This is a genomic window from Shimia aestuarii, assembly GCF_022814865.1.
GTDB classification, from domain to species: Bacteria; Pseudomonadota; Alphaproteobacteria; order Rhodobacterales; family Rhodobacteraceae; genus Shimia; species Shimia aestuarii_A.
Genome location: NZ_JAKVRD010000014.1, coordinates 83,221 through 97,733 on the forward strand (window position 1 = coordinate 83,221; position 14,513 = coordinate 97,733).

The window sequence follows — 14,513 nt, forward strand, 5'->3', positions numbered from 1 at the left end:
AGACAATGAACAAGCAACTGCGCAACGACACCGCTCTGCCAACACATTTCATGACGGACGAACAGCAGGCCCTGGCCGATCAGTCCGGCAAGTTCTTCATGTCCGAGTTCCACCATCTGAATGCGGAAATGGACGATACTGATGACCTGCCGTCTTCGGTTTTCCCCAAGCTGGGCGAGATGGGATATCTCGGCCTGAACGTGCCGCCGGAATTCGGCGGGGCCGGGCTCGACTTTACCTCGGCCTGTATCATCACCGAGGAAATGTCTAGGGCCTCGGCGGCCATCGGACTGACCCATGTGGCCCATGACAATTTGTGCGTCAACAACATCTATCGCAACGCCAATGACGAGTTGCGCCGAAAATACCTGCCGGGCCTGTGCAACGGCACGCTGGTGGGTGCTCTGGGCCTGACCGAACCCGGTGCGGGGTCCGATGCGCTTGGCTCGATGCGGACCACGGCCAAAAAGGATGGCGACGACTACATCCTGAACGGCGCCAAGATCTACATCACCAATGGGCCGATTGCCGATCTGGTGCTGGTCTATGCCAAGACATCGCCCGAAAAAGGGGCCAAGGGCATTTCCGCCTTTATCGTGGAAACCGACACGCCCGGTTTCAAGGTGGCGCAGAAGCTCAACAAGATGGGATTCCGCGGCTCGCCGACGGGCGAACTGGTATTCGAAGATTGCCGTGTTCCGGCCAGAAACATGGTCGGCAAGCTGGATGGCGGGGTTGCCGTTACCATGTCCGGACTTGATCTGGAACGTGGCATCGTCTGTTTCAACGCTCTGGGCATTGCGCAGCGGGCGCTGGATATTTCCATCGATTACGCCAAGACACGCCAGCAATTCGGCAAACCGATCGCCAGTTTTCAGATGGTTCAGGCGATGCTGGCCGACATGTATACGCAGATCGAGGCCGCGCGCAGCCTGTCCTTGCGCACCGCAGCCATGTGTGAGGGCCTCGAAGAGGGCGCAGGCGGGCGCGGCGAAATCCACAAGCTCACCGCTGCGGCGATCTACAAGGCCGCTGAGGCGACATCCTTCGTGCTGGACAAAGCTGTCCAGATTCACGGCGGCTCAGGCTACATGCGTGATACCGAAGTGAACCGGCTGTACCGAACCGGTCGCGTGCTTGAGGTCGGCGCGGGCACCCAGGAGGTTCGCAAACTCATCATCTCCGGCGAATTGCTGAAGAACTAAGGGGGCGGAACATGAGCGAAGCGAAATCAAGGCGTTACGCGTCGGATCTCATGGCGGGCCAGGTTGCCCTGGTCACGGGGTCTGGATCTGGAATGGGCCGGGCGACGGCGATCGAAATGGCCGCTTGCGGGGCCAGGCTTGCGCTGTTCGCGCGCCGGGAAGAGCCGCTGGAGGAGACCGCCGAAATGATCCGCGCGGCGGGGGGCGAGGCCTTTGTCGTGCCCGGAGACACCCGCGACGAAGACAGTATCGAAACTGCGATGGGGCGGATCAAGGACCACTATGGGCAGTTGGATGTCTTGGTGAACAATGCCGGCGGCCAGTATATCGCGGCCGCCCGCGATATCACCAACAAGGGCTTCGAAGCCGTGATCCGCAACAACCTGATAGGGTCTTGGCAAATGACACGCGCCGCTGCCGATCACTTCATGTACGACAATGGTGGATCGGTTGTGTTTGTCACCGCCATCTCGGCGCGCACCGCGCTTACCGGCTTTACACACACCGTCGCCGCCCGCGCCGGTGTGACGGGCATGATGAAAACGCTGGCCGCCGAATGGGGCGAGTACGGCATCCGGCTGAACTGTGTCGCGCCGGGCACGATCAAGACCGATGCGCTTGGCCGCTATCCGATTCCGCCGGAACAGTGGAAAAAGCTGAACCGCTCGGTGCTAAACCGGATGGGGGCGGCCGAGGACATCGCAGGCACGATCATTTTCCTGGCCTCGAAACTTGGCGGTTTCATCACCGGAGAAGACATTTATGTAGACGGCGGTGAGACCTTGCATATGGGTCATGACGCGCGGGACATGATCAACCCCGCGATGTTCGAAAAACGCGAACGGGGAGATGGCAAGAATGAATAAACAGCCCGTCCTTCTGGAGATTTCCGACAGGATCGCCACGGTTACGCTGAACGATCCCGAGCGGCGCAACCCGGTCACCGGAAACGACATGATCGCTGCCCTTCTGAAGACCTTCGCCAAGGTGCAGGCCGATCCTCAGGTCAGCGTGATGATCCTGACCGGCGCCGACCCGGCCTTTTGTGCCGGCGGCGACATCAAGGAAATGAACGATCCCGACAGCGTGTTCCGCAAGGAGCCGCTGGCGGCGGCGCAGAGCTATGTTGATGGGGTGCAGCGGCTGCCGCTTGCGCTCTACAACATGGATATTCCGACCATCGCCGCAGTCAACGGCCCGGCGGTGGGCGCGGGGTGCGACCTGACCATGATGTGCGACATGCGCATCGCGTCGGAAAAAGCAAGGTTCGGCGAGGTGTTTCTGAATCTCGGAATCATTCCGGGCGATGCGGGCAGCTGGTTCCTGTTGCGTCGTCTGGGCCACCAGAAGGCCGCCGATCTGACCTTCTCAGGGCGCATGGTCGAGGCCAAGGAAGCGCTGGAGCTTGGTATGGTGCTTGAACTCGTGCCTCATGAAAAATTGATGGAACGTGCCCGCGAACGGGCCGCTGTCATCGCCGCGAAACCGCCGCGCGCGGTGCGGGTCGCCAAGCGTCTGATGCGCAATGCCGAACGGATGGACCTGCCGGATTTCCTGAATTCCGCGGCGGCCTATCAGGCGCTCATGCATCAGACCGAAGACCACCACGAGGCGGTTGCTGCGTTCGTCGAAAAACGAGAACCCAATTTCACGGGGCGTTAAAGGAAAGATCGCATGTCAGACATCACCCAAAAGAAGATGGAGCAAATCGCGCAGATGTGGAATGCGCGCGGCAAGGGTCTGATAACGCATATGGCGCTTGAGATCGAAGAGGTCTCGACCGAAGGTGTTCGGGTTCGGATGCCGTTCAATCCGGACTTTTGCGTCGATGCGGAACAATCGCTGCTCCACGGTGGTATCCTGACGGCACTTCTGGACAGTGTCTTTGGACTGGCGAACTTTGTTGCCATCGAAGGCGTCAGTACCATGGCCACTCTTGACCTCAGAGTTGATTACCTGCGCCCGGCCCGTTCGCGCGCGGATGTCATCGTTCAAGCGCATTGTTTTCGCAAGACCCGCCACATCGCCTTCAATTCCGGCAGCGTCTGGTTCGCGGGCCATGAGGATGCTGAAATAGCCAGGGGAACCGCCTCGTTTGCATTGACGCGCGGCGAAACCAGCCTGTTTGACGCAATGACAAAAGGAAAAACCTCGTGATGGACGTGCAAACTGTCAATGCCAATGTATCCCGGGTGCCGTTCTTCCGATTTCTCAACTTTGAGGTCAGAAGTCTAGACAGTCTCCATGCTGAGGCGGAAATGACCTTTGATGACCGCCATATCGGTAACCCGATCATGGAGTACTACCATGGCGGAATGATCGCGAGTTTTATGGAGGCCACTGCCGCCATCGCGGTACAGCCAGATTTCGCCGACGTTCCGGCCAAACCGATCAACCTGACCGTCGATTACCTCAGACCCGGTGTGAAGGGACCGCTTTTTGCGCGCGCTAACGTCACGCGCAAAGGCAAGCGGATGGCAAGCGTCAGCGTGCTCAGCTGGCAGACGGATCGGGAAAAGGCGGTTGCCGAAGGGCTGTATCACTTCCTTCTGGTCTGACCGGGGCAACCGCTTTCAGGGCTACCTTGTCCTGTGGACGGGGCCGCTTCCCGGTTACAAATGCCTTCCAGTAACAGATTGATGAGCATGCTGGAGAATTCAGGCAGTGATAGATATCCTTCCACTCCTGCCTTGTTCGGGTCGAACCATTCCACCGTCCAGTTTAAGGCACCCAACATCACCTGGCGCAAGGGGACGATCTTGATATCCGACCGTATGGCACCGTCGTCCTGAGCTTCACGGAGTATCCGATCCCAGAGTGTTCCATACTCATGGCGAATACCCCTGTGCCTCTCCCTGAAATGATTGGGGAGCATTCCATAGCTTCTGATATTCGCCGAGGTGAATTCGCTTGCCTTAAAGAGGAAATCCAGGTGCGCCCAGATTGCAGTCGCTATCTTGGCGTGATGATCGTACGGGGCATCGAATTTCCGAACGGCGGCTTCGACACCTGATAGCAAGTCCCTCAGTCCGGCGTTTAGAACTTCGTCAACGATCGCTTCTTTGGAGTTGAAATGGTAATAGACGCTGCCCGCTTTCATGTCCGCTTCTTCCGCGATCTTTCTCAGCGTGGTCGCCTTGTAGCCATTGTCCCTCAGAACGCGCGCTGCGGCCTTTAGAATTTCTGCACGGGTCTTAGCCGCCTTGCTGTCGGGATCCGGGGTTTTGGCGGGAGTGGCGGGGCACAGCTTCAAGCCTTCGGTACCCGCCTTGCGATGTGGACACATTCCGTCAAGTATCAGCTTACTCATTCGTTCCGCGAGGATGCGCACCGGATACTTGTCGACATCGTACCATTCTACGGTCCAGTTCATGGCACTCAGGATGAACTGGCGGATCACAGCAGTGGATATGTCGCTTCGAAGGTGGCCGGCGCGTTTGGCGTCATTCAGGAATTTGCCCCAGGCCCCTGCATATGATGCACGCAATTCGCGATGCGGGGCGCGTGTTTCGTCCGACAACATCGGATAGTTCCGAATATTGGCTGATGTGAAGTCGCTGTCGGTCAAGAGATAGTTCAGATGTGTTTCAATCAGCAGTCCGAAAGTCTTGCGAAAATCCTCCGAACTTGTCGGTGCCGACCGAACGATTTCACTGACCGCCTCATATAGTTGACGGACGCCAAGATCGAGAACTTCGCTCAGAATCTGGTCCTTGGATTGAAAATGATAATAAATGCTGCCGGCCTCAATGCCAGCTTCCTGCGCGATGTCGCGCATAGTCGTTGCGTGATAGCCTTCATACCGAAAAAGTCGCGCGGCCGCAGCGAGTATGGCTTCGCGGGTCCTCTCCGACTTGCTTAGATCGTCACTCACTATCTTGGTATCTTCAATCTGTCGTGCCATCCATTGTCGATACTTGTCGGAGATGAGGCTGTCCATTGCAATAAATCTAACAACTGTTAGAATGCATCGGAGAGAGTGTCGAATCAAACTCTTTTCAAGGTGCAACGGAAGAGGAGGGCCTCCACATGCGAGGGTTGAGTGGAAAACGGGTCGTTGTGACCGGCGGTGGGAGCGGCATTGGCCGAGCGGTTTGCGAACGGTTCGGCGCGGAGGGTGCCGAAGTCGCTGTTTTCGATCTGAACAAAGCCGGAGCGAATGAAACCGCCAAACTAATCACTGAATCCGGCGGAAAAGCGGCGGCATTTCAGGCGGATATTACCGATCGTGCCCAAGTCGACAGCGCCGTTGCCGAGTTCGAATCCGGCGGACCGATTGATGTGCTGGTGAACAACGCGGGCTGGGACGTGATCAAACCGTTCCTCGACACCGATCCCGACCTTTGGAAGAAGGTCATCGACATCAATCTTTACGGTCCGCTGAATATGCATCACGCGGTGCTTCCGGGCATGGTCAAGAACGGCGGCGGCCGTGTGGTCAACATCGCGTCCGACGCCGGACGCGTCGGATCATCCGGCGAAGCCGTGTATTCGGCCTGCAAGGGTGGCATCATCTCGTTCACCAAAACCGTTGCGCGCGAACTGGCGCGTAAAGGTATTCAATTGAATGCGGTCGCCCCGGGACCGACCGACACACCTCTGTTCGCTCAGGTTGCCGAGGGCGAGGCCGGTCAAAAGATCGCCGAAGGTCTCAAGCGGGCGATTCCGATGAAGCGCCTGGCGCAGCCGACGGATTACCCTGGCATCATCTGCTTCCTGTCGTCGGACGACGCAGGGTTCATTACCGGCCAGGTGATTTCGGTTTCGGGCGGCTTGTCCATGCACGGTTGAAGCCATGACAGCAGCGCCGGACACCAGGCGTTGCTGCCAAACCGTGCCAAAAGAGTTACCTCCCCGACTGGCCGCGCCTTATGTGCGGCCCTTCTTCATTCTAGAAAGGTTGCGAATGTTTCAGCCAGGCTCTGACATCCAGCGGACAAGCACGCTGACCGCATTTCTGAGGGGCTGCGGCATTGACAGTTACGAGGAACTCGTCCGCCGTTCGAATGAAGACCCAGACTGGTTCTGGGGCCAGATCATTGACCATGCCGGGATACGGTTCGCGCGGCCCTACAGCCGGTTGCGAGATATCTCCGAAGGGCCCGAATCGATCCGGTGGGCCGTCGGGAGTACTTTGAATCTGACGGAAACCTGTCTTGACGCCCGAATTGCCGATGGCTTGGGCGACAAGGTCGCAATCGACTGGGTCGGCGAAGACGGAAGCCGCCGTCGCTGGACCTATTCCGACCTTACCGCCGAAGCCTCCCGCGTCGCCTCGGCCCTTGCCGCGCGCGGTGTAAGGCCCGGTCAGGCGGTGGGCATCTATATGCCGATGATCCCCGAAATCGAGGCCGCGCTTCTGGGTATTGCCCGGCTGGGCGCGGTTGCGGTGCCGCTGTTTTCCGGTTTTGCGCCTCATGCCATCGTATCGCGCCTGAACGACGCGGATGCCGTGGCGGTGTTGACGGCGGATGCCACACCCCGGCGAGGCAAGCCGGTCTGGATGGAAGCGACCCTTGCCCAGGCTTTGACCGACCTGCCATCGGTTCATACCGTAATCAGCCTGCGACGGTTCGGCGGTGCGATGGCCGATCCGGCCCGCGATCTGGACTGGACCGAAACAGTGGGCCGCGCCAGTCCGGAGTTTGCCGCCGTTCCCGTCAGTCCCGATGACACCTTTCTCATCGCCTATACATCGGGCACCACCGGGCGGCCCAAGGGTGTCGTGCATACCCACTTGGGCGTGCAGGCCAAGGCCACGGCCGATTTCTTGCTTTGCCTCGACATGAAACGGGATGACCGGCACCTCTGGATGACCGACATGGGGTGGGTCATGGGACCGCTCACCCTTTTATCGGTGCTCTTGTCTGGTTCGACCCTGGTGCTCGCCGAGGGCGCACCATCAATGCCCGGCGATCCCTTCAGGCTGCTGCGTCTTGCGTCCGATATGGAGGTCACGCATCTCGGCGTGGCCCCGACTCTGGTACGGCAGTTCATGACGCGGGATACTGAACCTTTGTCGGGCTACGACTTGTCGCCCCTGCGCATTGTCGCCTCGACCGGTGAACCCTGGACCGACGAAGCCTGGCTCTGGCAGCTCGATCTCATCTGTCGCCGCCGCGCCGTACCGCTGAACATCTCGGGCGGGACCGAGCTTTTTGGCGCGATCCTGACCTCGACCGTGCTGCACGAGCTCAAGCCCGGCGGATTTTCGGCCCAGGCCCTGGGTGTCGGGGCCAAGGTTCTGCGCCAGGACGGCAGCGAAGCCGCACCGGGCGAGGTCGGCGAACTGGTCGTGACCCAGCCGCCTCTGGGTCTGACCCCGGCCATCTGGGGGGACCGCGATCGCTACCTTGAAACCTACTGGTCCACCTTCCCCGGCCTCTGGCGGCACGGCGACTGGGTGCGCTGCGATCCGGACGGGACATGGTATATCCTGGGCCGGTCGGACGACACGCTGAACATCGCCGGCAAACGCATCGGCCCGCCCGAGATCGAGGCGGCCCTGACCGAAACCGGAGAGGTGGTGGACGCCGCTGCCATCGCGGCACCTGATGACATCAAGGGCGTGGCCGTCGTCTGCGTCTGCGTGGCGGCCCCAAATGTGTCGCCGGACGCGGAGCTCGTGAACCGGCTCAAGGATCGTGTCGGAGAGATCGTCTCGAAGCCCTTCCGCCCGCGCGAGATCCACTTTGTCGAAGCGCTGCCCAAGACCCGCAGCATGAAAACCATGCGCCGTGTCGTGCGTGCCGCCTTTCTCGGTGAAGATCCGGGCGATCTGTCGTCGATCAGCAACCCGGAAACCATTCAGCCCATCGCAGACCTGCAAAAGGAAAAGTCATGATCACTGTTTTCGGAGCCACGGGCACGACTGGCGCGCCCCTCGTCGATACGCTTCTGGCAAAAGGCGCGTCCGTGCGCGCTGTCACCAGCGCCCCCTCCAAGTTAGATGCGCTAAGGGCCAAAGGATGCGAGGCGGTCGCAGCGGATTTCACGGACCCTGCCGCGCTGGCGCGGGCCTGTGACGAGGCAGAAAAGATATACCTGGTCACGCCTGCCCATCTGAACATGCGCCAGTGGAAGGCGAACGTGATCGAGGCGGCCAAGGCCGCGGGCGTGCGCCATATCGTTGTGGCCACGGGGCTTGGCGCGTCGCCCAAGGCGGGGCTGACCTTTGGAAAGTGGCATTCCGAAACCCAGGAGCTGCTGAAGCAAAGCGGCCTTGACTGGACCTTTGTCCAGCCGACCTATTTCATGCAGAACCTGCTGTGGCAGACCGGTAACATTGCAAAGGACGCCGTGTACTATGACGATCTGGGCGGCCCCGTGGCCTGGATCGACGCCCGCGACATCGCGGATGTCGCCGCCGAGGCGCTGACCGCTCCGGGTTACGAAGGCAAGGCTCTTGGTCTGACCGGGCCCGAAGCTCTTACCGGAGAAGATATCGCCGCCCTCCTGTCCAGGGTGACCGGGCGCACTGTCACCTGCGCACCCCTGTCGGCCGAAAATGCCAAGGCGGGTATGGTGGCTGGCGGAATGCAGGACGAGGTCGCCAGAGCCATGGTCGAATTGGCTTCCATCGCGCCCAAGGGCTACCTTGCCGGCATCGAGACCACGGTCAGCGATGTGATGGGACGCCCGGCGCGCCGATTTGCCGATTTCGTCGCCGAGAACCGGGATGCTTTCGTCAAGTAACCTGATGGCGCCGCCGCTTTATCTCGAACTGGCGCCGCCTGAGGAAGCGGCCAAACAGATCGAACATTTGTTCGTGTTCCGCGATACCGGTGTGCTGAGCGGTGGTGGACGCGGGCGGTTCGCAACCGACCTCTTTACCCTTTCGGTAACGCGCGACGACAGCGGCGGCGGGCGCGTATCGCTGGCAGAACCGCGCCCCTATTTTTCGCCCCGCCCAAGGCCATTCCAGGGTGTCGTGGCCGGGCTGCGACTGTCGTCACGACCGCCGCGATTTCCCGACTCCAAAGGGCTGGACATGCTGGCCTCAGAACTGGCCCGGGTTCAGACCGGGGACGATGACCTGCCTGCGCTCATCGCGGTGCTTGACGGCCTTGCGAGAGACCTGCGCTTTGCCGCACCACCCGGAGCTTACAGCGACCGGACCAAACGTCGAAAGGTGCGGGCGGAAACCGGCGTGTCGCGGCGGCGGCTTGCGACCTTGCGACGCTTTCGCCGGGCTCTCGGGCAGCTTGCGTCAAAGACCCTGCCGCTGAGCGATCTGGCGCTGGACGCCGGATATTACGATCAATCTCACTTGTCCGCCGCTTGCCGGATCTTCGCCGGCAAACCGCCCGGCGCGTTGCGCGCTCTGTCTATTCCGCGTCGTTTTGACCTTTCGCTACAAGATACGCGCCTCAAAGACCGCCTAAGATTGGTCATTGACGAATGAAATCGAAGAGGAAGACCCGCCATGACACAATTCAAACAGAAAAACCCCGACTATGACGCACGCGTGCGCAACAGTTTCGATCGCCAGAAGGTGATGAACACGTTGGGGATCAGCATTGCCGAGTTGTTACCCGGCCGCATCGTTCTGGAAATGGCACATCAGGTTGCACTGACCCAGCAGCATGGGTTTTTGCATGCCGGAATCGTGTCGACAGCGCTGGACAGCGCCTGCGGATACGCGGCCTTTTCGCTGATGCCAGCGGACGCGGCAGTGTTGACGGCCGAATTCAAGATCAACCTACTCAACCCGGCGGACGGCGAACGGTTTCGCTTCGTCGCTGACGTGGTGAAACCAGGCAGGACGCTGACCATATGCGAGGCGCGTGCCTATGCCGTGAAGGGCCAGGATGAAAAGCTCGTCGCAACGATGACCGGAACGCTCATGGCGCTGATCGGGCGGGCGGGGGTCGCGGACTGAGCGCAACCCGGCCGCAGCACATCCGATCCGGGCGGCCGGGCCGATTATTCAGACAGCTGGATCAGCTGTTCCAGCGGCTCGCGACCTCGGCCAACCGTTTCCCGTAGGCGCGCGCGGTATCCAGATCGCCGCCAGCAGGTTCAGGCCTGCCAAGCAGTAATGTTATAGCCTTTAGCAGTGCGGTCGCCGATTGTCCGTCGTCAGGGTTTTTCGGAGAGCTGAGACTGTATCGTAACGGAGGATCTCGTTCGGTTTCTGTTCAAGTTTATGCGGCAGCGGCCTGATGCTGCAACCGTAATTGGAACGGATGGACGCCCACGGTGCCGATGGGCTGCCGTCACGCCGGAGTTTCCAGTCAGGGCTGAGCTGGCGCACCATTCTGGCCAAGCGCGAGAACTTTCGTGCTGCCTTCGCCGGGTTCGACTTTCGGGGAGTTGCGAACTTTGACGACAACGACATTGAGCGCCTACTTGCCGATGAAGGAATTGTTCGCTATCGAGGCAAATTCGAAGCCGTGATCAACAACGCTCGCCGTACTTTCGAGGTCGTCCAAGAGGAAGGCTCCTTCGCCGCATTCATCTGGCTATATGAACCTGCCAAGGACGACGCACTGCCACAAATGCGGTCCAAATCACCAGCGTCCGAGACCCTGTCCAAAGACCTACGAAAGCTTGGCTTCAAATTCGTGGGACCGACCACCGTATATGCATTCATGCAGGCCATGGGATTTATCAACGATCACGCAGAAGTCTGTTGGATGCGAAAGGACGTCGAAACAACCCGAAACACCCTTCGCACACCGACATAGGCAACTGTCGGCCAACTAACGTGAAAAAATTCAGGGCCACTTAGCGTGGAAAGTCACAGACAGGTTTCGCGTCAGTCGACCTAGACTTCAGAGCTTTGAGAGTAGCGAGGCCAATTGAGCGGCGTCTTTGGGTTTCAGCTTTGCGCCGATCCTTTCCGACAGAACTCGTTCATAGATCGGCCACATCGCCCTCCTGACAGATTTACCCTTTTCAGAGATAGAAATGTTTTGACCTCGCCCATCTTCCAAGCAGTCCTGTCGGTTCACCAGCCCTGCTTTCACCATACGGTTCAGCAGCCGCGAGGTACCGTATTGGGGTAACAAAATCCGGTCTTTGAGTTCGAATGGCCGGAGTCCGTCCGGGCCTGCCTTCTCGAGTTCGAGAAGCGCGTCATACCATGCAATTGGCGGGTATCCTGCCGATTTCAGAGACGTTTCGACAGCCTCAAGCAAAACGCGGCTTTTAGTCATGAGGGCTGTCCAGGCGGCCTCAGTAGCATGGTCAATCTCGTTCATATCCAGCACCTATCATGTACATGTAAGTGCATCAACCTTGACATCGCATGTGACGCGCTATATATAGATGCAACTGCATCGACATATGGGATCATATCATGTCACAATCGCACCTCACAGAATTTGGGATATTCCTGCTCCGTATAGCACTCGGGATCATGTTCCTGGCGCACAGCCTGTTTCTCAAGCTCTTCATTTTCACACTTCCCGGAACGGCGCAGTTCTTCATTTCGATCGGGCTGCCCGGCTGGTTTGCTTATATGGTCTTTGCAGTCGAGGCGATTGCCGGTGCCCTTTTGGTCCTCGGCGTACAGGCTCGGTGGGTCGCGTCGGCGACCGTGCCCATCCTAGCCGGTGCGACCTGGGCTCACTCCGGAAACGGCTGGATGTTCGGATACGAGAACGGCGGGTGGGAATACCCGGCCTATCTGACGCTGCTTGCCATCGTGCAAGGGCTTCTGGGCGACGGCCGTTTCGCCCTCAGCCCTTCCTTCGCGCCCGGTAACGTGCAGATGGCGGGAGAGACAACATGAGCCTCCACCTCATTAGCCATGCGCTCTGCCCATATGTGCAGCGCGCGGCGATCTCGCTCACTGAGAAAGGTGTCACGTTCGAGAGAACTGACATCGATCTTTCGAACAAGCCCGACTGGTTTCTTGCCATATCTCCGCTGGGCAAGACGCCTGTCCTAGTTGTGGACGGGACGCCGATTTTCGAATCTGCGGTTATCCTCGAATATCTTGAGGATACACAACCCCACGCGCTTCATTCGCACGACGCTCTCGATCGCGCCCGCCACCGTGCCTGGATTGAATTTGGATCTGCTGTCTTGAACGGCATTGCGGGGTTCTACTCGGCGCCGAACGAGAAAGCGTTGGAAGAAAAAGTGCCGGCGCTCTGCGCAAAGTTCCTTCGGCTGGACGCGGAGCTTGGGGAGGGACCATGGTTCGATGGCCACCGGTTCAGCCTCGTCGATGTCGTATTCGGCCGGTCTTCCGCTATTTCGACGTTTTTGACACCATCGGAGAGTTTGGCGTCTTCACAGGGCTTGCCCGTGTAAGGGCCTGGCGACATGAACTGGAGCGTCGGGTTTCTGTGAAGAATGCCGTCAGTGAAGATTACCCGACCCTTCTGCGTGACTTCATCAGACGGCGCAATTCTTACCTGTCCCAGATCATGCAGACAGGAGGGCCGAAGAAGACAGTTACACAGGTGCGATCGGCTGACCGCTGATCACTTGATATCGTTTTGTCGGGCCGCAGTACAGAACCGGACGTTTGAGGTCGCTTGGCGAATGTCCGCTTTGTCCCGCACATCGGATAGTCGCCGACTTTCCCTTGAAGGCCCGCAGCAGCCCCAACCGGCAATTGCCGGCAGTCCATGCCCGTCCGTGCGATGCGCAGGGTTACTGCTGCCCCCACAGCGAAACCGGGAACAAACCACCGATCGCATTGATGAATGGCTCAGGGATCTACGAATCCTCCTGAGCTCAAACACCCGGAAAACCCTAGCCGTGTAGTCCGACAGAGGGCTGCGCTTCAATCGCGGGTCAATCTATCCCAGATGGTGGATCACTTTCAGGGGGTTACTCCAAAGGGCGGGGATAAGAAGCTCGTGGCAACGAGGATAAGAACGCTTTTATCGCTATTGGGGCGAACTGGCGTGGCTGGCTGACGATCGGGTCAGAGCGAAAATTAATCTGCGAGCCGGGCTTCGAGGATATGCCGCTGGATCTTGCCGCTGGTCGATCTGGGAAAATCCTCGAACGCGATGAAGCGAATTTCGCGTGGTCGCTTATAGCCAGCGAGGCTTTCGCGGCACAAGTTCAGCAGCGCCTCGGCATCCGGCCCGTCATCGTCACAGGCGACAAAGGCCACCGGGCTTTCCCCCCATTTCGCGTCGAAGGCCCTTACCACGGCGGCATCGATCACATCGGGATGAGAAAGAAGCACACGTTCGATTTCCGCCGGATAGACGTTTTCACCTCCGGTCTTGATCAGGTATTTCGCCCGATCCACAAAGTCGACGGTGCCGTCCGTATTGCGCCGGAACAGATCGCCCATGTGGAAAAAGCCGTTGCGAAAGTCACGGGCATTGGTGTCGTCGGCGTTCCAGTACCCGGAAAACAGCGTCGGACCCCGAAGCGCCATTTCGCCCGGCGTTCCATCGGGGACTTCGCGGTCGTCGGGATCGACCAGCCGCACCTCGCAAAAGGCGCTGATGCGCTTGGACAGCCGGTCCGGGGTCACACCCGGCGCGATCAGATCGGCGGTTCCCGGCGGCAGGCCGGTTTCGGTCGCCCCGAAGGAATTCAGATAGGGCGTGTCCAGAAGACCGGTCAGTTCCGCGATCTGATGCGGCGGCACCAGATCAGCCATTGCGCCGCAAACCTTGATCCCCTTCAGCGGCAAAGGGTTGGCGTGCCGTTCGTTAATAAAAGCCTCCAGTGCCCCGGGCATCATCACGAACCAGCCGATCCTGTGGCGTGACAGCGCCTCGTTGATGACGGCGGGCTGCAGCCCGTCCACCATCACCACGGTCCCACCCCGCAGGATCGTTGCCAGCGCATGATCGGTGGAGGCCATGTGGAACATCGGCGCCCAGGCGATGAACCCGTCGCCGGGATCCAGCGCCAGCTGGGCCGCAAAAACCATGGATCGGGCGATATGCGCGCGGTGGCTGATATGCGCCCCCTTGGGCAGGCCCGTGGTCCCCGAGGTATAGAGGATCGTCAGACCGGCCTCGGGGTCGTCAACCATGGTTCCGGTGCGCGGGTCCGGCTCGACCCCGGCAATGGCCGTTTCCAGGTCTGGCCCGACGGTTAGACAGGGTGTCGACGCGACGGCGCGGTAAGCTTCTGAAAGTTCCGGTTCGACAACCGCGAGAACCGGCTCGACCAGATCGATGCAGTGCCGCAGTTCATCGGGGGCAAGCCGCCAGTTCAGACAGGCGACGATCGCGCCGATTCCCGCTGCTTGAGGTGCCCCTAGATTTGTAGACGTTTTGCTTGGTAATTTCGGAAGCAAAGGACGATGCAAATGTCAGGGCAAATTCGCTACTCGGATGAGTTCAAGATCGATGCGGTGGCGCAGGTCACGGAGCG

At 59.6% G+C, this 14,513-nt stretch carries 16 protein-coding genes; 13 read left to right on the forward strand and 3 right to left on the reverse strand.

Annotated elements, in window-relative coordinates:
- Window positions 1-5: 5 nt before the first annotated feature.
- Genes MK745_RS13860 through MK745_RS13880 form a run of 5 tightly spaced genes read left to right on the forward strand, consistent with a single transcriptional unit; the run spans window position 6 to window position 3,763 of the window.
- Window positions 6-1,205, forward strand: a complete 1,200-nt coding sequence (locus MK745_RS13860; RefSeq protein WP_243613896.1) for an acyl-CoA dehydrogenase family protein — start codon at window positions 6-8, stop codon at window positions 1,203-1,205.
- 11 nt (window positions 1,206-1,216) lie between these two features.
- The gene (locus tag MK745_RS13865) at window positions 1,217-2,071 is read left to right on the forward strand and encodes an SDR family NAD(P)-dependent oxidoreductase (protein ID WP_027264419.1); all 855 of its coding nucleotides are present in this window, start codon (window positions 1,217-1,219) and stop codon (window positions 2,069-2,071) included.
- Window positions 2,064-2,867 carry an enoyl-CoA hydratase-related protein gene (locus tag MK745_RS13870; RefSeq protein ID WP_243613897.1) on the forward strand — a complete coding sequence of 268 codons (804 nt, stop codon included), beginning with the start codon at window positions 2,064-2,066 and terminating at the stop codon, window positions 2,865-2,867. The genes MK745_RS13865 and MK745_RS13870 overlap by 8 nt, the downstream gene beginning before the upstream one ends.
- A gap of 12 nt (window positions 2,868-2,879) precedes the next feature.
- On the forward strand, window positions 2,880-3,362 hold the full coding sequence (locus MK745_RS13875) for a PaaI family thioesterase (protein ID WP_027264417.1): 483 nt from the start codon (window positions 2,880-2,882) through the stop codon (window positions 3,360-3,362).
- Window positions 3,362-3,763: a PaaI family thioesterase gene (locus MK745_RS13880; protein WP_243613907.1), complete on the forward strand. Its 402-nt coding sequence runs from the start codon at window positions 3,362-3,364 to the stop codon at window positions 3,761-3,763. Before MK745_RS13875 ends, MK745_RS13880 begins: the two co-directional genes overlap by 1 nt.
- Here the strand turns inward: MK745_RS13880 and MK745_RS13885 are convergent.
- Window positions 3,745-5,145, reverse strand: coding sequence for a TetR/AcrR family transcriptional regulator (locus tag MK745_RS13885; RefSeq protein WP_243613898.1), 1,401 nt, complete (start codon window positions 5,143-5,145; stop codon window positions 3,745-3,747). The two genes, MK745_RS13880 and MK745_RS13885, sit on opposite strands and share 19 nt — an antisense overlap.
- Before the next feature lie 89 nt (window positions 5,146-5,234).
- Between MK745_RS13885 and MK745_RS13890 the strand changes: the two genes are divergently transcribed.
- The 6 genes from MK745_RS13890 (at window position 5,235) to MK745_RS13915 (ending at window position 10,894) form a co-directional block, all read left to right on the forward strand.
- Window positions 5,235-5,996 (forward strand): glucose 1-dehydrogenase, encoded by a 762-nt coding sequence (locus MK745_RS13890; RefSeq protein ID WP_243613899.1) that lies wholly within the window; start codon window positions 5,235-5,237, stop codon window positions 5,994-5,996.
- Between the two features lie 115 nt (window positions 5,997-6,111).
- Entirely contained in the window at window positions 6,112-8,049 is a 1,938-nt protein-coding gene (locus MK745_RS13895) for an AMP-binding protein (RefSeq protein ID WP_243613900.1), read from the forward strand.
- Complete coding sequence (locus MK745_RS13900) at window positions 8,046-8,900, forward strand: SDR family oxidoreductase (protein WP_243613901.1); 855 nt, start codon at window positions 8,046-8,048, stop codon at window positions 8,898-8,900. Before MK745_RS13895 ends, MK745_RS13900 begins: the two co-directional genes overlap by 4 nt.
- 4 nt (window positions 8,901-8,904) lie before the next feature.
- A complete protein-coding gene (locus tag MK745_RS13905; RefSeq protein ID WP_243613902.1) occupies window positions 8,905-9,609 on the forward strand; it encodes an AraC family transcriptional regulator in 705 nt (234 codons plus the stop codon).
- 21 nt (window positions 9,610-9,630) lie between these two features.
- Window positions 9,631-10,086, forward strand: a complete 456-nt coding sequence (locus tag MK745_RS13910) for a PaaI family thioesterase (RefSeq protein WP_243613903.1) — start codon at window positions 9,631-9,633, stop codon at window positions 10,084-10,086.
- Between the two features lie 307 nt (window positions 10,087-10,393).
- Window positions 10,394-10,894 carry a DNA-3-methyladenine glycosylase I gene (locus MK745_RS13915; protein WP_243613908.1) on the forward strand — a complete coding sequence of 167 codons (501 nt, stop codon included), beginning with the start codon at window positions 10,394-10,396 and terminating at the stop codon, window positions 10,892-10,894.
- Window positions 10,895-10,981: 87 nt separating this feature from the next.
- Here MK745_RS13915 and MK745_RS13920 read toward each other — a convergent pair whose 3' ends face one another.
- Window positions 10,982-11,410, reverse strand: coding sequence for a MarR family winged helix-turn-helix transcriptional regulator (locus MK745_RS13920; protein ID WP_232237122.1), 429 nt, complete (start codon window positions 11,408-11,410; stop codon window positions 10,982-10,984).
- A 98-nt stretch (window positions 11,411-11,508) separates the two neighbouring features.
- Here MK745_RS13920 and MK745_RS13925 point away from each other — a divergent pair, with 98 nt between their 5' ends.
- Together MK745_RS13925 and MK745_RS13930 are read left to right on the forward strand one after the other, a co-directional pair.
- Complete coding sequence (locus MK745_RS13925; RefSeq protein ID WP_036051600.1) at window positions 11,509-11,943, forward strand: DoxX family protein; 435 nt, start codon at window positions 11,509-11,511, stop codon at window positions 11,941-11,943.
- The gene (locus MK745_RS13930) at window positions 11,940-12,470 is read left to right on the forward strand and encodes a glutathione S-transferase family protein (RefSeq protein WP_243613904.1); all 531 of its coding nucleotides are present in this window, start codon (window positions 11,940-11,942) and stop codon (window positions 12,468-12,470) included. The genes MK745_RS13925 and MK745_RS13930 overlap by 4 nt, the downstream gene beginning before the upstream one ends.
- 634 nt (window positions 12,471-13,104) lie before the next feature.
- Here the strand turns inward: MK745_RS13930 and MK745_RS13935 are convergent.
- Window positions 13,105-14,436 (reverse strand): class I adenylate-forming enzyme family protein, encoded by a 1,332-nt coding sequence (locus tag MK745_RS13935; RefSeq protein WP_243613905.1) that lies wholly within the window; start codon window positions 14,434-14,436, stop codon window positions 13,105-13,107.
- Between the last annotated feature and the right edge of the window lie 77 nt (window positions 14,437-14,513).

Excerpts from the sequence above, each read along its gene's own strand:
- MK745_RS13860 (WP_243613896.1), top strand. The coding sequence starts at position 6 with ATGAACAAGCAACTGCGCAACGACACCGCTCTGCCAACACATTTCATG.
- MK745_RS13865 (WP_027264419.1), top strand. The coding sequence starts at position 1,217 with ATGAGCGAAGCGAAATCAAGGCGTTACGCGTCGGATCTCATGGCGGGC.
- MK745_RS13870 (WP_243613897.1), top strand. The coding sequence starts at position 2,064 with ATGAATAAACAGCCCGTCCTTCTGGAGATTTCCGACAGGATCGCCACG.
- MK745_RS13875 (WP_027264417.1), top strand. The coding sequence starts at position 2,880 with ATGTCAGACATCACCCAAAAGAAGATGGAGCAAATCGCGCAGATGTGG.
- MK745_RS13880 (WP_243613907.1), top strand. The coding sequence starts at position 3,362 with ATGGACGTGCAAACTGTCAATGCCAATGTATCCCGGGTGCCGTTCTTC.
- MK745_RS13885 (WP_243613898.1), bottom strand. The coding sequence starts at position 5,145 with ATGGACAGCCTCATCTCCGACAAGTATCGACAATGGATGGCACGACAG.
- MK745_RS13890 (WP_243613899.1), top strand. The coding sequence starts at position 5,235 with ATGCGAGGGTTGAGTGGAAAACGGGTCGTTGTGACCGGCGGTGGGAGC.
- MK745_RS13895 (WP_243613900.1), top strand. The coding sequence starts at position 6,112 with ATGTTTCAGCCAGGCTCTGACATCCAGCGGACAAGCACGCTGACCGCA.
- MK745_RS13900 (WP_243613901.1), top strand. The coding sequence starts at position 8,046 with ATGATCACTGTTTTCGGAGCCACGGGCACGACTGGCGCGCCCCTCGTC.
- MK745_RS13905 (WP_243613902.1), top strand. The coding sequence starts at position 8,905 with ATGGCGCCGCCGCTTTATCTCGAACTGGCGCCGCCTGAGGAAGCGGCC.
- MK745_RS13910 (WP_243613903.1), top strand. The coding sequence starts at position 9,631 with ATGACACAATTCAAACAGAAAAACCCCGACTATGACGCACGCGTGCGC.
- MK745_RS13915 (WP_243613908.1), top strand. The coding sequence starts at position 10,394 with ATGGACGCCCACGGTGCCGATGGGCTGCCGTCACGCCGGAGTTTCCAG.
- MK745_RS13920 (WP_232237122.1), bottom strand. The coding sequence starts at position 11,410 with ATGAACGAGATTGACCATGCTACTGAGGCCGCCTGGACAGCCCTCATG.
- MK745_RS13925 (WP_036051600.1), top strand. The coding sequence starts at position 11,509 with ATGTCACAATCGCACCTCACAGAATTTGGGATATTCCTGCTCCGTATA.
- MK745_RS13930 (WP_243613904.1), top strand. The coding sequence starts at position 11,940 with ATGAGCCTCCACCTCATTAGCCATGCGCTCTGCCCATATGTGCAGCGC.